Origin of the sequence: Rhizobium sp. TRM95796 (assembly GCF_025779995.1) — a bacterium.
GTDB lineage: Bacteria > Pseudomonadota > Alphaproteobacteria > Rhizobiales > Rhizobiaceae > Rhizobium_E.
This window is the reverse complement of sequence record NZ_JAOXHE010000011.1, coordinates 34,254-54,989: the sequence shown is the minus strand read 5'-3', so window position 1 is coordinate 54,989 and position 20,736 is coordinate 34,254. Positions and strand designations below refer to the sequence as shown.

Below are 20,736 nucleotides of genomic sequence, written 5' to 3'. Positions count from 1 at the left end.
GAACCGCGAAAGGAGAAATGGACATGGTAGACTGGGCACCCTCCGCTTACGGACCAGATGACGAAATTGGCGCGGCTAACCTTTTGACGCCGGACGTAACCTTGGCAGCGGTCCAGCTGGTCAAGTCCGGGCGCAGTTATCCGCTGGCCGTGCCGATTGATAAGAACCTGCCGGCGTTTCGTCACAGGAGCTTCAATCTCTACAACGTCCAGCCGGACGAAGCAGGCGGTACCAGCAAAGCGGCTAACAAGTTCACCTTCAATGATGAACTCGTCAACGGCTGGACCGGCGTCGGGACGCAGCTCAACGGGATTGGCCACATCGGCATCGATTACGTCTACTACAATGGACACAAAGCCGCTGACTTCGTAACTGTCGAAGGCGTCACAAAGCTTGGCATCGAAAAGGTCCCGCCGATGGTCACACGCGGCGTCGTGCTCGACATGGTCGCTCATTATGGTCAGCCGATCGTCCCTGAAGCAACCGAGTTCACCGCGATGGACATCCAGGCGGTACTGAAAAAGCAAGGCATCAGCCTTCGCACCGGTGACGTCGTCCTATTCAATACCGGCTGGCTCGAACTTATCGGCGAGGACGACAAGAAGTTCCTGGAAGTCGAGCCCGGAATTGGAATGGAAGCGGCTGAATGGCTGGCGGACCAAGGCATCGTGGCCTTCGGTGGGGACACCTGGGCCTCGGAGATTTACCCTGCGAAGGACGGCCAGGAATTTCCAGTCAACCAGTTTATGCTCGCAAAGAAGGGCATCTATAATCTTGAGTTGATCGATAGCCGTCCTCTCGTGCGGGACCAGGTTTTCGAATTTTTGTTCGTACTTGGGCAGCCGCTCTACAAGGGTTCGACCCAAGTCAACATCAATCCCGTCGCCATTTGCTAGGCCGAACCGGAGAATGTCATAATGGATTTACAACTATCAAACAAGAAAGCACTCGTAACAGGTGCGACGGCCGGGATCGGCCTTGAAATCGCCCGTCGGCTTGCCGCAGAGGGTGCGGATGTCATCATATGCGGGCGCTCGCAAAAGAAGCTCGACGACGCGGTTTCCGAACTTGGGCAAGGTGTCAAAGCTGTCCTTGCTGATCCGGCGACAGCAGAAGGCGCGGCTGCCCTGACAGCCGTCGTCCCGGAGGTAGACATCCTCGTCAATAATCTCGGCATATACGAGTCCAAAGCCTTTGCCGACATCTCTGACAGTGATTGGCTGCGCTTCTTCGAGGTCAACGTTTTGAGCGGTGCGCGTCTCTCCCGTCACTACTTCCCTGGCATGTTGTCGCGTGACTGGGGCCGGGTAATCTTTATCGCCAGCGAGTCGGGGCTCATGGTCCCACCGGACATGATCCATTACGGTATGACCAAGACGGCACAGCTGGCGATCTCGAGGGGCATGGCGGGATTGACGAAGGGCACGCGTGTGACCGTGAACACGGTGCTCCCGGGCACGACCCGTTCGGAAGGAATTACGGACTTCCTTAAGAGCGTGGCCAGTGATCCAAACGCAAGCCCTGAAGCGGTCGAAGCTGAATTCTTCGCTCGCGACCGCCCGACGTCGCTCATCCAACGGATGATTGAGCCGCAGGAAATTGCAAGCATGGTTGCCTATGTCGCCAGCCCTTTGGCCGCAGCGACCAATGGCGCTGCGTTACGTGCTGATGGCGGCATCACCCCGACCATTATCTAGTGTTTGAAGCTGTAAGGAGTTAAGGACGATCGGGTGAAGTCTCTTCACCCGATCGATTAATTTTTGGGAGTTTTCCCAGTCAGCAAGGTACCGGTGCTGGCTAAGAATATCGTCTCCACCAGAATGATCATCATGATCATATTCGTAAGGCCAAACACTAGCATCGCGAGAACCTCCATTGAGGGGTCTTCAGTCAAACCGGCGGTCTTGACCATGCCGGTCGCAAACGCCGTTGTTCCGAACGAGAACGACCAGTAGGAGATCGAAACCCCGTGCTTTGCGATCCAGGGGATCAGACGGAGAAGAATGGCGGCCTGAAGAAGGGCGTAGCCGAGCATGCCGTATAAAAGCGCATCTGGGACAGCACCTGTCGAGAGATAAGCGACGCTCCCGACAGCCGGAGGTGCCAGCTGCACGCCAAACGTTGGCCGCAGCTGATGAGAAAGCTCCGGTGCGTGCAGGAACCGGTGCAGAACGACAGAGTCGATTGCAAGTCAGGAAAAAAATCCCGCACCGAAGGCAAGCTTGGCGAACGCATCGAAGCCAAACGACCCCAAGGCGATCGCCGTGACGAATGATCCGGCAACAAGCGGGAGATAGAGCGCTGGAATGGATTGTTCGGGATCGCGTCCGCCCTGCCAAAGCTTCCCTGTTTTCCATAGGGCGAAGCCGAATGTCGCGAGTAGTCCGGGAATGAATACGGCAGTGGCCAGCACGGGCGAATACGGCAAGCCTCCCAAAGCAACAAGCATCGTAGCAACACCTGCCAGTCCGACGAAAAGTCCTTGTATCGGGTGATCTAGCTCGGCCCGCGCTTTTTCGTGTGCGAACAGCCATTTTACGGCATAATTGATGCCGAGGAACAGCCAGATCACCCCCGCCAGGCCATTCAGCACGTCACCCGGAATGGGCGTTAGGTCCCATACTTGCGAAGCGGCACGCCAGCTCCCGGCAAAGCCGGAAAGTCCGATCACGATGCTGAAGAACGACGCCGTATGCGCGTATGGGCCCACTCGGCGGAGGCGGGCCAGTGTACGAAATGCGCGACCATTGTAATGGCTCCTTTTCAAGGTGAGGCTTCCTGCGCCGTTCTGTTCAGGGCGCAGGAAGCCACCTGCTTCACTTGGCGACCTTGCGATCGAGGAAGCTCCGGATCAGCGGCACCATTTCATCCAGCTTGTCTTCAAGGGCGAAGTGGCCGGTATCCAGGATGTGGAGCTCGGCTTCGGGAAGATCCCGCAAGTAGGGATGAGCGCCTACTTCCGGGAAGATCTTATCGTTTTTGCCCCATACAATCAGCGTTGGCGGCTTGCGATCACGGAAGAACTGCTGGAACTGCGGATAAAGCGGGACGTTGGAACCGTAGTCGTGGAATAGGTCGAGCTGGATGTCCTTGTTTCCGGGACGATCGAGCAGTGCCTGATCGTGAACCCAATTGTCAGGGCTGATGCGGGTCAGATCCTTGACACCATCGGTGTACTGGAACTTGGTGGTCTCAAGCGCAACGAGACCGGAAAGGGCTTCGCGCTTTTCCTTCGTATCCTCGGCCCAGTAAGCCTTAATCGGATCCCAGAATTCCCGAAGGCCCTCTTCATAGGCATTGCCGTTCTGGACGATCAGGCCGGTGACCCGATCCGGATGCTTGAGCGCCAACCGATAGCCGACCGGTGCACCATAATCCATCACGTACATCGAGTATTTTGCAGCGCCGAGCTTGGTCAGGAGCGTGTCGACAATATCGGCATAGTGGCCGAAGGAATATTCGAACTTGGTGTGATCGGGCGCATCGCTTTGGCCGAAGCCCGGATAGTCAGGTGCGATGACATGGTAGCGGTCTGCAAGAAGCGGGATCAGGTTTCGGAACATGTGGGACGATGTCGGGAACCCGTGAAGCAGCACGACGACTGGACCGTCGGACGGACCGGCTTCGCGATAGAAGACATTGATGCCGTCGATCTTCATGGTGCGGTAGTGGACCGTTGCAGGCGCCTGCTGGGTGATCGCTGGGGTTTCCGCGAACGCCTTAGTTGCGGAAGGCGACGTAAAGATTGAGGCCGAGGCAAGAAGCAGGACGGCAAGAGTGCGAGACATTGAGGTTCTCCTTAGAGGTGAGTTACTGCGGCTTGTTTCAATGCAGCCACTTTCGCTCTTTCATCGCTGGCGGAGAATGTTCGTAATGAGCAATGGATTGTTACGGTTGGTGACGTAAGTACTCCGCCGCTTCTGTGTCTCCGGTACGCGCGCAACGGGCTCAAAGTAGTACAGCTGCGCGACGCTAAAAAGATTAGGCTAGGTTTCAGGTCTGCGAGGACGATCTCCGCGTTGTTCCATCTCGTCTGAGCCGAATTCTCAGGGCTCTACAATTTGCTGTACCGCCGTTCGTTCTGCACCGCGCGTCCTTCTGTTTCCTTAAAGTTGCGAACGTTCGACATGTTGAAAGTTGCTTTCGAAACAGCGCTGCTTCGCCGCCGCTGTTGACGGATATAGTACGCAGAAATCATTGGGAGGCCTGATTGGAACACCACGCACAACAGCTGAAAGAAGTTGTCCCGGCCTTTGGGGAGATCCCGCTGTTTCAGGCGGGTGATCGAGTTGCGATCTCAGATCGCTCCCCCGTCGGTCATTATAGGATGCCCACCTACCTACGCGGAAAGCAGGGCGTCGTCGAAAGCGTCATCGGCACGATGGCAGTCGACAATGAAGAAGAAGCTTACGGGCGAAACGCTGGCTCGAGAGGCCACTACTACCGGATTGCCATTCCTCTCACGGAAATTTGGGCTGACTACGTAGGGTCACCCAATGATGGTTTGAGGATTGAGATCTTCGAAAACTGGCTGGAGAGGATTTGAGATGTCTGACCACGATCATGAACAAACACACGATCACAGCCATGATAACGACCATGACCATGACCACGCGCCCATCACATCAGACGAGATGCCGGGGTACTATGACATTATGGAAACTGCCGTCCGAGAGCTTCTTGTCGAACGAAAGTTTTTCGGAGCGGAAGAAATCCGGCGGCAGATTGAGGTGCTCGATTCCCGCACCCCGGCTTTGGGGGCTATGGTCGTCGCGAAGGCGTGGACCGACCCGGGGTTCAAGCAACGCCTCCTGGAAAATGGTCGGGCAGCCTGCGAGGAACTAGGCATCACGTTCTACGACGATACCCAATTGATCGTTCTTGAGAACACGCCAACAGTTCATAACCTTATCGTTTGCACCCTGTGCTCGTGCTACCCTCGACCTGTTCTTGGCCTTCCACCGGACTGGTACAAACTCAAGCCCTATCGCGCTCGGGCCGTCTACGAACCGAGAGCGGTCCTACGTGAATTTGGGACCACTATCCCTGAAGATGTCGAAATCGTTGTCAGTGATTCTACAGCGGTGGTGCGATATCTCGTGCTGCCGATGCGTCCGATGGGTACCGACCATCTTGACGAAGCTCAGCTCGCAGACCTGGTGACGCGCGATGCTATGATCGGCGTTATTCCTGTCACGTATAACAAGGAGGCTGCATGATGGGCTCAGAACAGCTTGTTAAGAGGCTGCCTAATGATATTGGGGGCGATCCGGCTGGGAAGATCGAAATGGTCGACCACCAGCTTCTGCCGTGGGAAAAGCGATGCCACGCACTCGCTGACGTCTTGGATTTTCACAAAATCATCAATACCGAGGAAAAGCGCCGCGGTGTGGAATCTTTGGGCGCTGAGATGATCGGAAAGCTATCCTACTACGAACGGTGGATTGTCGCGTTCAGCAATATCCTGTTTCAGAAGGGTATCCTGACCCCCGGTGATCTGGCGAACAAGATGAAGGAAGTTGAGGCACGGTACGTTTCGGCGCACGCAACCGATGGATGACTCTCGATTCTTCGCTAAGGCGCCCTGCTTCTTTGAGTCAAATCCTGCTCTCCCTCTGTTACGGAGAGCTTTCGTTGAGGCCTTTGGCACCTTTTTACTGGTTTTGATCTTAGTGGGTTCCGGACTGGCGGTTTCCCGCCAAAGTCCAGTAATCCCGCTCGTCGCTAATTTAACGATAGCGATCTCTGTCGCAGGGGCGCTGGTCGGATTAATCGTTGCGTTCGGCAAAGTCTCTGGTGGCCACTTCAATCCGTTGATCACGATTGCTCAGTGGCTTTCACGGGAAAGGAGCGCGACGTGCACGGCGGCATATGTGGTCGCTCAGTGTTGCGGAGGCGCACTCGGTGCGCTAGTAGCGGGCTCGACAATCCTCGTCCCCCCAGATGCTGGTCCGGCGGCTACGACAACGGCCTTCATGCTGAGTGAAGTAATTGCTTCGGCGGGATTGCTCTCCATAGTGCTTGGATGCGCAAAAAGCGCCAAGTGGGAAACTGGCCCCTTCGGGGTTGGCCTCTGGCTTGTGGCGGCAATTGTTGCGACCCCATCCGGATCGTATGCCAATCCAGCTGTGACAATCGCGGTGGTCCTCGCTAAGGGACCCACTTCTTTGGCTACCTCCACAGCCTTACTCTACGTCGTTGCGCAATTAATCGGTTTGCTCATAGCGATAGTCGTCAACCGGATTGCATTCGCCCCCGATTGAACAGGACATTTCCACAACACAGCACTCGAAAGGACAATTGTAATGACGAACATGACTGCTTCCGGTCGTATCACTCAGGCGGCATTGTTTTCCTCCCGTACCTGGGCGCTTGTCGGCGCCGCTATGCTGGGCCTCGTGCTCGTGGGAGGTGTCGGTTTCGCAGGAACGCCGTTCCTTCACGACGCGGCGCACGATGCACGTCATACGCTGAGTTTCCCCTGCCATTGAGGATGACGCGCATGGCATTGTTACGTTCTTTGATTACGAGCGCACTGCTAGCCGGAGCGATTGTCGGTGCAGTTGCTTCGCTGATGCACCTTACTGCAACGGTGCCCATCGTCTTAATGGCCGAGGAATTCGAAAACGGGACGTCATCAGACCACCATCACGAAGTCGCGGGCGCCCAATCACACCCCCATGAAACAGCTGCCGGAGGATACTTGTTCTCGGAGCGGAACCTCCTGACTATCGGTACGATGGTTCTGGCCTATGTTGGTTTCGCGTTGCTTCTTGGTGTCTGTGCCGAATTGGTAGGTGGTTTGAATAACTGGCGAGACGGCATCAAGTGGGGTGCGGCTGGGTTTGCTACCTTTACGCTGTTTCCTGCAATCGGGCTTCCTCCAGAACTGCCCGGAATGCCGGCAGCCGATCTTGTCATGCGACAGCTCTGGTGGATCGGTACTGCGACATGTGTTGCTGCATCGATCGCCGCGGTAGCTCGCCTCCGGGGGGTCTCCAGGATTGCTGTTCCCATCGTTTTGATTGCGCTGCCTTTTGCAATTGGGGCACCCCACGCTGTGGATGCTGAAACGAGCGTACCGGTTGCACTGCATACGCGCTTCGTGTTGGTCACGACGATTGTGAGCTTGATCTCCTGGCAGCTGCTAGGCGGATTGCTCGGCTGGCTGCGGTCACGAAGTGCTGCGTTCTGAGGAAGAGAGCTGCTCGGTTCCAGTGTCGCGCGCGCCACTTGCGATATCGACCCAAGGATAACGTACAGCGTCGGAAAATGACAAAGAGAGATGGTCGACGAACGCCCTTACTGCCGCGCTCATTCCCGTCCTGTTAGGGAAGAGAGCCGAGACTGTCGTATCAGCTGCGTTCCAACCGGGCATTAGTGCCACCAAGCTACCGTTTTCTAGCTCTTTGCGACAAGCATAAGCTGGAAGCGCGGCGATACCCAAGGCCTGAACTGCCATATGGCGTATGGTGTCAATGCATGCTCCGAGAAACCGAGGACTGAGATCCAGTTGTTGGATTTTCCCTGACTCGGAATTGGTCATACACCACCTGGGTTGAGAGCTCTGCTTGCCGAAATACAATGTCTCGTGATGTTCGATTTCTGACGGCGACTCCGGCCCTCCTTTGCAGGCAAGATAGCTCGGGGCCGCTAGAAGTATCCATGGCACTTTAGCTAGCGGTCGCTGTATCAAACGAGAGTCTGGCAACGGTCCAGCATGAGTTCGGATCGCCACGTCGTAGTTCTCTGAAATTATATCCACGAGATGATCCACCGGATACTGCACCAGGCTGACCGTTGGATATCTCGTTAGAAATGAATGGACCATTTCTGGCATTGCACATTGCGCTAGCGATGTGGATGTCGTGTACCGCACGACGCCTAGAGGTTCCGCCACTCTGCACTTCATAGCGGCCTCTGCCTCGTTCGCACGCTCAACGGTCGCAGCAGCGTGACGGTAAAATTCCAGCCCTGCCTCGGTCAGAGAAAAATGTCGAGATGATCGGCGAAGGAGAACCAGAGACAGCCTCTCTTCCAACTGCTTTATTCTGGTGCTTAGCGTCGAAGTAGGAAGACCGAGAGCCCGACCTGCTCCCGTAAAACTCCCGTGCTCCACGATTGTCGCGAAATATCGAAAGTCATTCATGTCTAGCATTCGGTCCCGGTACCTCCTCCAAAAGACAATGTTCAAGGGTGGCTGCTGAACCTCAGCCGATGCACCGTCGAGTTGCTTATGGAAGGATGCCCCCGTCAGCTGCTTTCGTGTCGCCTGCCCTTTGATCGATTCAAAGCTCTAACCTGATTGAAGATCCGAGGCGGGTCTTGGATAAAATCTGCGTGTTTTATCGAATTTTGCTATGCCTTTATGAAGCTACGTAATGGGCCGAGCAGTATAACGCTGACCTTAAGCGTCCCATTTCCACGGGTCACCGCGCATAGATGGCGGCTTTGGACACCTGGACGCTTGCTAAGGTGACGGGGTCGCGTCGTTTACATTACCGCATACTAGTCAGCCAAAGCATCGGCGACACGCCACATTTCGACTTGAACACGCGCGAAAGATGACCTTGATCTGCAAATCTGCACTCTAGAGCGACCTGAGCCAGCGGCATGCCCCTTTTCAGCATTTCCTGTGCTTTGCTTATACGGAAATCCAGGAGCCACTGATACGGCGTCGCGCCAGTCGCGCTTGAAAGCTCGGATGAAATAACTGACGGATAACCGAGGAAGAGAAAGAGGAGCTTGCCGCGAACATGAACAGGCTGACATTCCGCAAGGGCGAAACTATCTCTCAGCGGGATACGGCATTGACATCCTTGATGATCGGCCGCAGCGGGGTTGTGGCAATCGATGAACGCGATGACAACGAGACATTGGAATTGTCGCGCCTTGCTCCGGGAGACTTCTTCGGAGAACGTGGCGTGCTTCTGGGCGCGCTGGAGTTTGCGGATTATCGGGCGCTGACGGCTGCCGTCATCTACGAAGTCCCCAAAGATAAGATTGCTCAGATCATGCGCGAACGACCTGCAATTGCCGAAGAACTAGCTCTTCTTCTGGACAATCGGACGAGAGCTGAAGAGGCGCTGCATCGTGATGACCACCCGCACGCCAGTGCGCATCAATTAGCGCTTTCTAAGCGGATCAGACAACTTTCCATGGTCTAGGATGATTGTACTCCTCATGCTCGGTGCGGCCGGACGGGGTATAGGGCGCGAAAATTGTAACGCTTATTGACTTATTGCTACGTATCAATAACCTATTATTACGTAGCAACTAGGGCAGCTCCGTGAGCGGACGACGAATTACGCAGAAGGAAGTTGCAGAAAGAGCCGGCGTTGCGCAGGCCACGGTGTCGCTCGTCCTGAATGGCGGACGCGACAAGGTGACCCCCGGAACAGCCGAGCGCATCGAGGCGGCAATTTCCGAGCTCGGCTACCAGCCGAACCGCTTCGCGCAGGCGCTGCGCACCAAGCGCACCTATGTCATTGCCTGTGTCGTTCCCGATCTTGCCAACCCCTTCTACCCCTCTCTGGTCGTCGCGGTGCAGAAGGTGGCGCGCGCCGCCGGCTACGAGGTCGTGACGATCGATACAGAGGGTGAGCTTGCCAACGAGCGCCAGGTCATCCTCGCCGCGCAGCAGGGCCGCTTCGACGGCGTCGTCGGCGTTTTCTTCAAGACCAGCGCGCGCGATCTGGCGCCGCTCGGCAAAAGCGGCGTCCCCGTCGTGCGCATCGAGGTCAGCCGCAAGATCGGTGGACCGCTGCCCATCGACAATCTGTTCATCGACAATGTGGCGGCAGCCCGGACCTTGACACTCCACCTTCTCGAACTCGGCCACCGGTCGATCGCGATGATCGCCGCACCGGGCGGGCCGCAGCAGGTCCGTCTGCAGGGCTATCTGGAGGCCATGGCAACGATTGGCGCGGCGCCGATCGTTCTCGAGGCCGCGCATTTCACGCTGGTGGCGGGCCGTGAAGTCGCAGAACGGCTAATCGAAAGCGGCCGCTCGGTGAGCGCCATCATCGCTGCCAACGACCTGATGGCAATCGGCGTTATGCAGGGTCTCTCGGCGAAGGGACTGTCGGTGCCCGGTGACGTTTCGGTCGCCGGTTTCGACAACATACTCGCCGCGGCGCTGGTCACGCCGGCGCTGACGACGGTGGCGCAATTCCAGGACCGGCTCGGCGCCCGCGCCGCAGAAAAGCTTATAGAGCGTCTGGCAAGCGATGCCTCGGCCCCGGGCCAGGCGGAGGAAATGGCATACGAACTTATCGTCAGAGCTTCGGTCGCTCCGTTTTCGGCGCGGCCGGACCAAACGCATCCAGTAAGGGAGGAAATATCATGACCAGGCTGAAGCTCTTAGCCGCCACCGCATTGATCGCCGGTACCGCACAGATGGCCGCCGCACAGGAGAAGGTCTCCTGGTGGTACGAGCAGGCGACGCCCGACCAGCAGAAGCTGATCCAGCAGAATATCGTCGAGCCCTTCGCCAAGGCGAACCCGGATTACAGCCTCGTCATCGATTACCGCGGCAACGAGCTCGACAAGCAGCTGCGCGTCGCGATGCTCTCCGGCAACGGCCCCGACGTCGTCTATACCGCCGGTCCGAGCTATGTCGCGCCGATGGCCCAGTCCGGCCAGCTGATGCCGCTCGACGACTATGCCGCCAAGTATAAGTGGGACGACCGCATCCTGCCGGTATTCCTGAAGATGGGCGAGTATAACGGCAAGATCTACGCTCTCCCCAAGACCTACGAAACCGTCGGCCTGTTCTACAACAAGACGCTGTTTGCCCAGAAGAACTGGCAGCCGCCGAAGACGCTGGACGAGTTGGAAACCGTCGCAGACGCCATGCTCAAGGACGGAATCACGCCGTTTGCGGCCGGCAATGCCGACTGGCGCGGCGCAAACGAGTGGTTCGTAACGCTGGCGCTCAACTCCGTCGCCGGCCCCGAGAACCTCAACAAGGCGCTCCGCGGCGAGATGCCCTGGACGGCTGAACCCTTCGTCAAGTCGATCGATCGCCTGAACTCCTGGTGGCAGAAGGGCTACTTCGGGAAGAACTACTTCTCGGTGACGAGCAGCGAACAGGCCGCCGATGCCATGGCATCTGGCAAGGCCGGCATGATGCCGACAGGCACCTGGCAGTTCCAGAACGTCGATACCTACGGCAAGAAAGCAGGCAGCGAGGCGGGATTCGTCGGCTTCCCGAGCGCTTCGGGCGACCCCGTCTTCCCGCTCGGCATCGGCTCGACTTTTTCGATTGCCACCAAGGCCAAGAACCCGGATGGCGCCGCAGCCGCGATCAATTACGTCTTCTCGCCTGAGGTCTACGGCACGATGAACTCGGCCTGGCAGGGCGAGTGGAACATCCCGTTGAAGGACATCTCCAACGTCAAGATGGCAAGCGAGGTCACGCCGCTCTTCACCGAGACGATGAAGGAACTCTCCTCGTCGGTGAACGACGGCAAGTATGGCTACACCACCTGGACCTTCCTGCCGCCGGCGACCGACAGCTATGTCATCAACGGCATCGAGGAAGTGTGGTTGAAGAAGACGACCACCGCAGACTTCCTCACCAAGATGGACGCATCCTTCCAGAAGGAAATGAAGGCCGGAAAGGCGCCTGCCGTCCCGGCCCGCTGATCGCAACGACAGTGAGGGGGCGGTTCGCGCGCCCTCACCTCCCCGCTCGCGCCATCTGGCGCCAGGCGGCCCGATTGCCTCGAAAGGTAGATAATGCACCGACTTTACGTCTTGCCGACATTGATCATCAATGTCGTCATCATCGCCATCCCGGCGCTGCTGACGGTGGCTCTCGCCTTCTTTGAGTGGGACGGGATCAGTACGCCAGTTTTCGTCGGGCTCGACAATTTCCGTGCCCTTTGGGACGACAGCGTCTTCTGGACGGCGCTGACCAACAACATCGTCTGGACGCTGATCTTCCTGACGGTGCCGATCGCCATGGGTCTGCTTGCGGCAACCATGATGCTTGTCGTGCGCCGCGGCTCGAACTTCTTCCAGGTCATCTATTTTCTGCCCGTCATCATCGCGACGGCGATCACCGGCCGCGTCTGGCAGGGTATGATCTACTCGCCGGTCACCGGCGTCACCGGCCTGCTTCAACGCCTCGGCCTCGACATCGCCAACCCGCTGACCGAAACGTCGAGCGCGCTCTACGGCATCGCCGTCGTCGACCTCTGGCACTGGTGGGGCTTCCTCTGCGTCATCTTCTTTGCAGCGCTGCGCCAGGTTCCGGCCGAGCAGATCGAGGCATCACGCATCGAGGGCGCCACCTTCTTCCAGACGATCCGCTACGTGCTGTTGCCCGGCATCATGCCGACGATCACGCTGATGATGATCATGACCGTCATCTGGTCGTTCCTGGTCTTCGACTTCGTCTACATCCTGACGCAGGGCGGCCCGGCCTATTCCTCCGAGGTGCTCTCCACCTTCGCCTATCGCTCGGCCTTCTACGACCTCGCCGTCGGCAAGGCGGCAGCGATCTCCGTGGTCATCAGCCTTTTCGGCCTCGCCGCCACGATCTTCTATATCCGCGCCCAAGCGACGGAGTTCGAACAATGAACATTTCCGAAAGCCGCCTCACCTTCGCGATCGTCTACATCACGCTCTCGGTGCTGCTGATCATCACCCTTTTTCCGATTGCGCTGACGGTTCTCAACGCGCTGAAGCCGTCCGCGGAGATCGTCCAGAACCCGCTGGCAGTGCCTTCGGTGATCCGCTGGGACAATTTCACCCGCGCCTGGACGGACGCCAATTTCGGCACGACGCTCGTCAACTCCGCCGTCCTGACCGGGTTGACGATCATTCTCGTCTGCTCGACTGGCTCGCTGACGGCCTATGTTCTGGCGCGCCAGAAGATCAAGCGCTGGAAGGTCCTGACCTTCTATCTGCTGGCCAGCACCACGGCGCCGATCCAGCTCTTCCTCTTTCCGCTCTATTTCGGCTTTGCCCGTTTCGGGCTGATCAACAACCCGATCGCTGTCGCCTTCATCTATACGGCCGTCTATTCGCCCTTCGCGATCATGCTGCTGCGCACCTATTTCCTCGCAGTCCCCAAGGAACTCGAGGAAGCGGCGCTGATCGACGGCGCGACCCACTGGCAGGTCTTCCGCCGCGTCTTCCTGCCGATCGTTTCGCCCGGCATCCTGACAGTGGCGCTGATCATCGGCCTCTATTCGTGGAACGAGTTCCTGATCGCAACGACCTTCCTGCAGGAGCAGGACAGGCTGACGGCCGTCGTCTCCTTCTTCCTGCTCTCCGGCCAATACTCGTCCGACTGGGGTGAGATCATGGCCGCGGCCCTCATCATCATTCTTCCCATCGTAATCCTCTTCGTCCTGCTGCAGCGCCACTTCATCGAGGGAATGGCCGGCGGTTCGGTGAAGGGCTGACAAGGAGTTTTGCATGTCCATTCCCGCAGACTACACGAACCGAGTCTATGCAGGCGTTCTCGGCAAACTGATCGGCGTCTATCTCGGCCGCCCCTTCGAGAACTGGCGCTACAAGGATATTCTCGAAAAGCTCGGACCGATCAACTACTACGTCCACGACCGCCTCGGCGATCCGCTGGTCGTCACCGATGACGACGTGGCCGGAACCTTCTCCTTTCCGCGGGCGCTCGACGACTACGGTATCTCGCCGGATCTTTCCGCCGAAGACATCGGCAAGGCCTGGATGAACTATATCATCGAGGAACGTTCGATCCTCTGGTGGGGCGGCGCCGGCAATTCCACTGAGCATACCGCCTGGCTCAACCTGAAGCGTGGCATTCCGGCGCCGGCTTCCGGCTCGATCGAGGTCAATGGCGCTACCGTCGCCGAGCAGATCGGCGCGCAGATCTTCATCGACGGCTGGGCGCTCGTCTCTCCCGGCAATCCGGCACAGGCCGCAAAGCTGGCACGGGCCGCGGGTTCCGTCAGCCATGATGGCGAAGCGGTCAATGCCGCCGTTCTCTGGGCAGCGATGGAAGCGGAAGCCTTCGTCAGCAAGGACGTCAACCACCTGCTCAATACAGGCCTTGCTCATATCCCGAAGGACAGTCTGATCGCCAAGCTGGTTGCCGACATCCGCAACTGGACCTCAGGCAACGAGGACTGGGAAGCGACCCGCCAGAAGATCGAGGACAATTACGGCTACGACAAATATCCGGGCAATTGCCATGTCGTGCCGAACCACGCGCTGATGATCATGGCGTTGCTGCATGCGCCGCACGATTTCCAGCGCGGCCAGATGATCGTCAACACCTCGGGTTGGGACACCGATTGCAACGCCGGCAATCTCGGCTGCCTGCACGGCATCATGCTCGGCCTCGACGGCCTGGATGCCGGCCCGGACTGGCGCGGCCCGGTCGCCGACCGTCTCTACATGTCGACTGCCGACGGCGGCCGCTCGATCTCGGATGCAGTAGACGTCTCGCTGTGGCTCGCCAATCTCGGCCGCAAGCTCGCAGGCGAGACGGCAAAGCCGGCGCCGAAGAACGGCGCGAAGTTCCACTTCGCGCTGCCGGGCTCCGTCCAGGGCTTCCGCCCGCAGGCCGGCCAGACTGCGCTCGACGGCCTCAAGGTCACCGGCACCGGTTCGGCTCTGGCGATCGACTATCTGGCGCTGGCGCCAGGCCGCGAGGCTGCGGCAACCACGCCGGTCTTCACGCCGCACGAAGTCACCAAGATGCGCACCTACGATCTGGTCGCCAGCCCGCGTATCCACGCCGGTCAGAAGCTGCGCGCCACGCTTTCGGCAGAAGCCGGAAACAGCGGCACGGTTGAAGCCAAGCTCCGCATCCGCCACTATGACGGCAGCGACAACCTCGTCGATATCGACATGCCCGCAGGCAAGCCTCTCGGCCCCGGCGGTTCTGCGACGCTCGAATGGACGGTTCCCTCGACCGGCCACCAGCCGATCGCCGAAATCGGCGTCGTGCTGAGTGCCCCGCAGGGTCGTGCCAACGGCCGCGTGCTCGTCGATACCGTCACCTGGGACGGTTGCCCGGATGTCACCTTCCGTCGTCCCGAAGACGGCGGCGATTTCTGGCGCCGCGCCTGGGTCAGCAACGTGCACTTCTTCTCGAAGAACTTCCCGCAGGATTTCCGCATCAGCCAGAACCGCGGCGAAGGCATGATCCTGCAGGGCACGCGCGACTGGACGGATTACGTGATCGAAGCCGACATGATGCTGCATCTTGGCGAGCACGGCGGCCTAGTGATCCGCGCCGAAGGTCAGCGCCGCTACTATGCGGCCCAGGTGACGCGCCAGGGGCAACTGCAGATCGTCTGCCGCAAGGACGAAAAGCAGACCGTGCTCGCCTCCGCGCCGCTTCACGTCGAGTTCGAGACCCACTTCACGATGAGATTTTCGGCCAAGGGCGGCAAGCTCTCGGTGAAGGTCGGCGACACCGTAGTCGAGGCCAATGACCAGACCTTTGCCGGCGGTTCCGCCGGGCTGATCATCCACGAGGGTGCCCTGTCGGCCACGCGCATCCACATCGGCGCGGCATAAGGAGGACTTCATGGCAAGTGTAACGATCGACAAGGTCGCCAAGCGTTTCGGCAGCGCCGAGGTCATCCACGGCATCGACGCGGCGATCGGCGACGGCGAATTCGTCGTCCTCGTCGGGCCGTCGGGCTGCGGCAAGTCCACCCTGCTGCGGATGATCGCCGGGCTGGAGGACATTTCCGGTGGCACGATCTCGATCGGCGGAAAGGTGGTCAACACGCTGCCGCCGAAGAGCCGCGACATCTCGATGGTCTTCCAGAACTATGCGCTCTACCCGCATATGACCGTTGAGGAAAACATGGCCTTCTCGCTGACGCTTGCTGGCGCCAGCAAGGCCGAGAAGCAGAAGAAGGTCCGCGAGGCCGCTGAGATCCTTGGTCTGGAAAGCCTGCTGCAACGCAAGCCGAAGGCGCTTTCCGGCGGCCAGCGCCAGCGCGTCGCCATGGGCCGCTCGATCGTCCGCAATCCGCAGGTCTTCCTGTTCGATGAGCCGCTCTCCAATCTCGATGCCAAGCTGCGCGTCCAGATGCGCGGCGAGATCAAGAGCCTGCACCGGCGTTTGAGAACAACGATGGTCTATGTGACGCATGACCAGGTCGAAGCGATGACCATGGCAGACCGTATCGTCGTCATGCAGGCCGGGCGCATCGAGCAGATCGGTACACCACTGGAGCTTTACGACCGGCCGGCCAACGCCTTCGTCGCCCAGTTCATCGGCTCGCCCGCGATGAACCTGTTCCCGGCGACCGTATCCGCCGGCCAGCTGGTGCTGGAGGACGGACAGGCCTCCGGTCTCACCGCACCGGGAGGGGCGAGAGAAGGCCAGAAGCTGCTAATCGGCAAGCGCCCTGAAGAAATCGCCCTCGGCCCGGAAGGGTCACTCGAAGCTATCGTCGAGAATATCGAGCCGACCGGTTCGGAAACCTTTCTCGAACTGAAGCTCGGCAGCCAACTGGTCTCGGCGGTTCTGCGCGAGCGGCCATGGTTCGAGGTCGGCTCTTTCCAAAGGATATCTCTTGGTCAGGGCGCGGTACATTTATTCGATGCGGGAGACCGGCGGCAACGTCTTTTTCCCTAAGCTTTGCAATTGAACGTAAGTCAAACGCATCGTTCGGGTTTCTGGAGTGGCCAACTGTCGAGTCGACAACAAACAAGACTGTGTGCTCAGACAAACGCGGTTAGTCATCTGCGGCGAAAAGAGATGAGTGCTCCTCGGCGAAGGAGCGGTCACTAGTCGTTCGACCGTGCTCGGCCTCTACGGTGCAAGCTCTTTTGGAACCCTGCCTTTCGTTTCACGGCAAAGAGCATCGTTCGCGGAACTACATCGCCCACATTTATAACGTCTGCTTCAAGTAAATGGACTAGAGTAGCTATCTTCGGTTAAGGCAGGCGTCGAACGGGAGTCTCCACGATGCGCGGCGCGGGCACCGCTTTGCCAAACACTCGCGCATCTCCTCCTTGCGGGAGACAATGAGAGTCTGCCTCGTCATAGCGACCATTCCATTCCCGATCGGGGCATACAGGATTCAGCGAAGGATCCACGGGCCGAATATTCATTTTTAGCATTTGCCGTTGCCGCGAGTAAAAAGTCTAAGAATGCTTTTATACCCGAAGCAAGAAGGCCATTCCGCGCTAAGCCACTATTTCATTGGAAGAAACAATCCATTGTGAAATGAGGCGGTTCTCGCTCCCAGGAAGATGGATGATTATCACCGCGACAACATACCCGGTGAGGATCCGAACCATGAACAACAAGCCAATTAATGTAGCTGAAACGCCGCAAAAACTCGCATCATTGACGAGCGCAATTGCGTTGGCAGTAATTCTCACGGCCCCGGTCGCTAACGCTGCCGATGTCAGCGCCCCCACGCCCCAAATGACCTATCGTACAATCGAGATTGACGGGTCGAAGATCGCCTATCGGGAAATCGGTCCGCACGATAAACCAGCAATCCTTCTGCTACACGGCGTTCCAAGCTCATCGCGGATGTACGACGATCTGATGAGAAGGCTCGGAAACGAGTATCATCTCGTGGCCCCTGACTATCCAGGGTTTGGCAACAGCGAGGCGCCTTCCCCGCAGGATTATACGTATACGTTCGATCACTTGGCTGAGACCATCATCAAGCTGACTGATGCGCTCAAGCTCGATCGATATGTGCTCTTCATGCAGGATTATGGTGCTCCGGTCGGGATGCGCGTCGCTACGACGAGACCCCAATCTGTGATCGGTACAATTTTTCAGAATGGCAACGTCTACGAAGAGGGGCTCGGCCCCATGTGGGAGAAGAGAAAGGCATTTTGGAACAACCGCGGCGAACTCCAGGCTGAAGTTGTTAAACAGCACCAGTCTCTCGCTGTGACCCGAGCCCGTCACCTTGGAACAGATCCTGATATCGAGGCCTATAATCCGGATCTGTGGATGGACGAGTACGCGTATCTCAACAGACCCGGGCAGGACCAGATCCAGTCGGACCTGATTTTCGACTACCAGAACAACATCGCGGCTTACCCGATTTGGCAAAGCTGGTTGCGCGAGCACAGACCATTAACTCTTGTCATGTGGGGAAAGTATGATCCAGCATTTACGGTCGCTGGCGCCGATGCCTTCAAGAAGGATTTACCGGAGGCAGACATTCATATTTTGGATGCGGGTCATTTTGCGATGGATACGAAGTTGGATGAAGTGGCGAGTTTCACGCGAGCATATATGGCTAGACTTCCCCGATGACGCTAGCCGAGATCGGATCAAAAAGCGGCGCGCATTTGAGATTTCGGCCCCCAAGGATCTGTAGTGAGACAACGCCTGATGAGATCGCTACCTTCCAGCGATGATACGTCGGCCGCGTCCTTTGCTTCTGGAAAACCGCTATCTCTGAGGTCTCGCGGCTACTCTGATCTGGATAAATTGCTGCAACTACAACAAAAGCTGGCGCGTCTCCGGATCACTGCTTCTCACATGACCTCCAATTGCCGGAACAGAGTATTGCACAAAACAGCGGTGGTCGGCGCGGCTGCTTGGTTTTAGGCTCGATCCCGATTACGCGCTTTTCGCGCGAACAAAGGCGCAGGTTATGACGGAAAGAGATATTCAATACGCAAGCGATGTCGCCTTTACGGCCTCCGTTAAAGACATTCAAGTCAGGAAAGGGTCACGACGCGGTTACGAGCGAATGGAAACCGGCGGCTCTTGGCAGACCGAGATAACGGACGATCTTGCAGCTTTCATAGAAAGCAGAACGACCGTCTATCTAGCGACCGCTAATCAAGACGGTCAGCCCTACGTGCAGCATAGGGGTGGCCCGCCTGGCTTTCTCAAGGTTTTAAACAATACCACAATTGGTTTCGCCGACTTCTCAGGTAACCGTCAGTACATCACCCAGGGAAATCTTGTCGATAATCCGAAGGCTTTTCTTTTTTTGATGGACTACACCTACCGTCAACGTGTCAAAATTTGGGGTGAAGCGAAAGTAATTGAAAACGACGCGGATCTCGAGGCTCGTCTCAAGCCTGCGGATTACAATGCCCGCGTAGAGCAGGCAATAGTTTTCACAGTGACGGCATGGGATGCGAACTGCCCACAACATATTCCCCGAATGATAGATGAAAGCGTCGTCAAACAGCTGTTAGCGGAAAAGGAACAAAAGATATCAGAACTCGAGGAGAAAATCGCGCTGCTCGAGGCACATACTGGTCCATCAGAGTAACTATCGAAGGTCTGCCGAAGGCTGCTGGCCTGATGCATCGACGCGTTATCAATTAGGTTGGCATCAAAGGGTCTGGCGGTGAAGTTTGCTTGTCGAGAGTTGAAAACGGCTCTCGTTCTAGGTTGCCACCGCGCGTTCTATACAGAACCAGGTGATCCGGGCGTCATGGCGCCACTAAGTAGTACCAGCGTAAACATATCGACTTTCTTTGCTCCGGGTAGGGAGCCTGACTCTCAACAATATAAGGAACGAGCCATGAGTGAATTGAAAATCGCCGTCATTATTGGAAGTACCCGGATGGGTCGGTTTGCGGACCACCCCACGAAATGGATTCAACAAATTGCGCACCAACGCGCCGATCTGAACGTCGAGATCCTCGATCTGTTGGACTTTCCCATGCACTTTTTCGGTGAAGAGCGCGCGACCACTGCGGAGAGTGACACTGCGGAGCGGTGGAAGAACGCTTTGCGCGAATTTGACGGCTTTATTTTCACCGTAGCAGAATATAACCATGCGCCAACGGCTGTGCTTAAGAATGCAATTGACCTTGGCGAGTTCATTCACAAGCCGGTTGCTTTCGTCGGTTATGGCGGCGTCGGCGGAGCTCGCGCCGTCGAGCAACTCCGGTTGATCTTCGTTGAGATGAGTGCTGTATCCGTCAAGACAGGTGTTCACATATCCTTCCCCGAATACCTATCAGTTGTCAAAGACGGCAAAACTCTAGGCGATTATCCTCATTTGGACGAGGCGGCGAAAAACCTCCTCGATCAGCTTACCTGGTGGGGACGCGCCCTTAAGGCTGCAAGGTTGTCTGCGTAGACGCACCCCGCCTAGATTCAGACCCACGCGTCAAAAAAGCAAGTCTCGACTTGCTTAATCAGGGCTGGGAGCGAAGCGCTGCGCTTCCAGCGATCTAGCCGCATCTCACTATGATGGAAATTTGGAGGAAACCGTAATGACCGCTGATTGGCCGCCACTATCGCCTTATCGAACTGGGATAAAGGGGCTATGCCCCCGTTGTGGCCGGGGTCACTTGTTTAAGGGGTTTCTCACCTTGAAATCCAATTGTGAGGTCTGCGGGCTGGACTACACGTTTGCCGATCCGGCGGATGGCCCGGCATTTTTTGTCATCTGCTTTACAAGCGTGCCAGCTGTCGGCATCGCGTGTTGGTTAGAAGTCGCCTACCAGCCGCCTTTATGGGTCCATCTCTTCACGTCTTTTCCACTCGTTGTCCTAGCGTCAATCTTACCACTCAGGCCCTTGAAAGGTTGGCTGGTGAATAGCCAATATTTCTTCAAAGCTGAGGAAGGAAAAATTGACCGGGGCACCCAAGGATAATCCGACTCGAAACGAGGCGACGGTCGACCGCTAGTAGTTATTTATTTAGATGCAGCGCGGCTTGAGGGGACGCTCCGCCGAGCATGTGGGATCGTTGGATCCGATGATACATAACTCAGATCGTCGCGCTCCATTCCTTACCGCCACATAGTGGGGAAGGTCGGGCTAGAC

General features: G+C 57.5%; 22 protein-coding genes and 1 pseudogene. 19 read left to right on the top strand and 4 right to left on the bottom strand.

Annotated features, from left to right (window positions below; translation table 11 throughout):
- Positions 1-23 precede the first annotated feature (23 nt).
- Positions 24-896 carry a cyclase family protein gene (locus tag OCK01_RS21175; protein WP_263825681.1) on the top strand — a complete coding sequence of 291 codons (873 nt, stop codon included), beginning with the start codon at positions 24-26 and terminating at the stop codon, positions 894-896.
- 21 nt (positions 897-917) lie between these two features.
- The gene (locus OCK01_RS21170; RefSeq protein WP_263825680.1) at positions 918-1,697 is read left to right on the top strand and encodes an SDR family NAD(P)-dependent oxidoreductase; all 780 of its coding nucleotides are present in this window, start codon (positions 918-920) and stop codon (positions 1,695-1,697) included.
- A 56-nt stretch (positions 1,698-1,753) separates the two neighbouring features.
- On the opposite strand, the pseudogene OCK01_RS21165 reads toward OCK01_RS21170, so the two are convergent.
- Positions 1,754-2,710, bottom strand: a pseudogene (locus tag OCK01_RS21165) (dicarboxylate transporter/tellurite-resistance protein TehA).
- Positions 2,711-2,816: 106 nt separating this feature from the next.
- Positions 2,817-3,788 carry an alpha/beta fold hydrolase gene (locus OCK01_RS21160; RefSeq protein WP_263825679.1) on the bottom strand — a complete coding sequence of 324 codons (972 nt, stop codon included), beginning with the start codon at positions 3,786-3,788 and terminating at the stop codon, positions 2,817-2,819.
- 422 nt (positions 3,789-4,210) lie between these two features.
- On the opposite strand from OCK01_RS21160, the gene OCK01_RS21155 reads away from it, so the two are divergent.
- Genes OCK01_RS21155 through OCK01_RS21130 form a run of 6 tightly spaced genes read left to right on the top strand, consistent with a single transcriptional unit; the run spans position 4,211 to position 7,195 of the window.
- Positions 4,211-4,546, top strand: coding sequence for an SH3-like domain-containing protein (locus tag OCK01_RS21155; RefSeq protein ID WP_112153343.1), 336 nt, complete (start codon positions 4,211-4,213; stop codon positions 4,544-4,546).
- A 1-nt stretch (position 4,547) separates the two neighbouring features.
- Positions 4,548-5,219: a nitrile hydratase subunit alpha gene (locus OCK01_RS21150; protein ID WP_263825678.1), complete on the top strand. Its 672-nt coding sequence runs from the start codon at positions 4,548-4,550 to the stop codon at positions 5,217-5,219.
- On the top strand, positions 5,216-5,560 hold the full coding sequence (locus tag OCK01_RS21145) for a nitrile hydratase subunit beta (protein ID WP_263825677.1): 345 nt from the start codon (positions 5,216-5,218) through the stop codon (positions 5,558-5,560). Before OCK01_RS21150 ends, OCK01_RS21145 begins: the two co-directional genes overlap by 4 nt.
- Positions 5,553-6,263, top strand: coding sequence for an aquaporin (locus OCK01_RS21140; protein ID WP_263825676.1), 711 nt, complete (start codon positions 5,553-5,555; stop codon positions 6,261-6,263). The genes OCK01_RS21145 and OCK01_RS21140 overlap by 8 nt, the downstream gene beginning before the upstream one ends.
- A 42-nt stretch (positions 6,264-6,305) precedes the next feature.
- The gene (locus tag OCK01_RS21135; protein ID WP_076845987.1) at positions 6,306-6,491 is read left to right on the top strand and encodes a CbtB domain-containing protein; all 186 of its coding nucleotides are present in this window, start codon (positions 6,306-6,308) and stop codon (positions 6,489-6,491) included.
- Between the two features lie 11 nt (positions 6,492-6,502).
- Positions 6,503-7,195 carry a CbtA family protein gene (locus OCK01_RS21130; RefSeq protein WP_263825675.1) on the top strand — a complete coding sequence of 231 codons (693 nt, stop codon included), beginning with the start codon at positions 6,503-6,505 and terminating at the stop codon, positions 7,193-7,195.
- Here the strand turns inward: OCK01_RS21130 and OCK01_RS26605 are convergent.
- Both OCK01_RS26605 and OCK01_RS26600 read right to left on the bottom strand, forming a co-directional pair.
- Entirely contained in the window at positions 7,175-8,149 is a 975-nt protein-coding gene (locus tag OCK01_RS26605; protein WP_412179055.1) for a LysR substrate-binding domain-containing protein, read from the bottom strand. The two genes, OCK01_RS21130 and OCK01_RS26605, sit on opposite strands and share 21 nt — an antisense overlap.
- A gap of 349 nt (positions 8,150-8,498) precedes the next feature.
- Positions 8,499-8,711 carry a helix-turn-helix transcriptional regulator gene (locus tag OCK01_RS26600; RefSeq protein WP_371836072.1) on the bottom strand — a complete coding sequence of 71 codons (213 nt, stop codon included), beginning with the start codon at positions 8,709-8,711 and terminating at the stop codon, positions 8,499-8,501.
- Positions 8,712-8,756: 45 nt separating this feature from the next.
- Here OCK01_RS26600 and OCK01_RS21125 point away from each other — a divergent pair, with 45 nt between their 5' ends.
- From OCK01_RS21125 to OCK01_RS21075, 11 genes are all read left to right on the top strand, one after another.
- Positions 8,757-9,167 carry a cyclic nucleotide-binding domain-containing protein gene (locus OCK01_RS21125; protein WP_263825674.1) on the top strand — a complete coding sequence of 137 codons (411 nt, stop codon included), beginning with the start codon at positions 8,757-8,759 and terminating at the stop codon, positions 9,165-9,167.
- A 122-nt stretch (positions 9,168-9,289) separates the two neighbouring features.
- On the top strand, positions 9,290-10,348 hold the full coding sequence (locus tag OCK01_RS21120) for a LacI family DNA-binding transcriptional regulator (protein WP_263825673.1): 1,059 nt from the start codon (positions 9,290-9,292) through the stop codon (positions 10,346-10,348).
- On the top strand, positions 10,345-11,649 hold the full coding sequence (locus OCK01_RS21115; protein ID WP_263825672.1) for an ABC transporter substrate-binding protein: 1,305 nt from the start codon (positions 10,345-10,347) through the stop codon (positions 11,647-11,649). Before OCK01_RS21120 ends, OCK01_RS21115 begins: the two co-directional genes overlap by 4 nt.
- Positions 11,650-11,742: 93 nt before the next feature.
- Positions 11,743-12,588: a carbohydrate ABC transporter permease gene (locus OCK01_RS21110; RefSeq protein WP_076845981.1), complete on the top strand. Its 846-nt coding sequence runs from the start codon at positions 11,743-11,745 to the stop codon at positions 12,586-12,588.
- Complete coding sequence (locus OCK01_RS21105; protein ID WP_263825671.1) at positions 12,585-13,418, top strand: carbohydrate ABC transporter permease; 834 nt, start codon at positions 12,585-12,587, stop codon at positions 13,416-13,418. Before OCK01_RS21110 ends, OCK01_RS21105 begins: the two co-directional genes overlap by 4 nt.
- A gap of 13 nt (positions 13,419-13,431) precedes the next feature.
- Positions 13,432-15,522: an ADP-ribosylglycohydrolase family protein gene (locus OCK01_RS21100; RefSeq protein WP_263825670.1), complete on the top strand. Its 2,091-nt coding sequence runs from the start codon at positions 13,432-13,434 to the stop codon at positions 15,520-15,522.
- A 10-nt stretch (positions 15,523-15,532) separates the two neighbouring features.
- On the top strand, positions 15,533-16,597 hold the full coding sequence (locus OCK01_RS21095) for an ABC transporter ATP-binding protein (protein ID WP_263825669.1): 1,065 nt from the start codon (positions 15,533-15,535) through the stop codon (positions 16,595-16,597).
- Between the two features lie 666 nt (positions 16,598-17,263).
- Positions 17,264-18,250, top strand: a complete 987-nt coding sequence (locus tag OCK01_RS21090) for an alpha/beta fold hydrolase (protein ID WP_263825668.1) — start codon at positions 17,264-17,266, stop codon at positions 18,248-18,250.
- A gap of 343 nt (positions 18,251-18,593) precedes the next feature.
- Positions 18,594-19,226 (top strand): pyridoxamine 5'-phosphate oxidase family protein, encoded by a 633-nt coding sequence (locus OCK01_RS21085; protein WP_263825667.1) that lies wholly within the window; start codon positions 18,594-18,596, stop codon positions 19,224-19,226.
- A 255-nt stretch (positions 19,227-19,481) separates the two neighbouring features.
- Complete coding sequence (locus OCK01_RS21080) at positions 19,482-20,045, top strand: NADPH-dependent FMN reductase (protein ID WP_263825666.1); 564 nt, start codon at positions 19,482-19,484, stop codon at positions 20,043-20,045.
- 136 nt (positions 20,046-20,181) lie between these two features.
- Entirely contained in the window at positions 20,182-20,565 is a 384-nt protein-coding gene (locus OCK01_RS21075; RefSeq protein WP_263825665.1) for a DUF983 domain-containing protein, read from the top strand.
- The last annotated feature ends 171 nt before the right edge of the window (positions 20,566-20,736 follow it).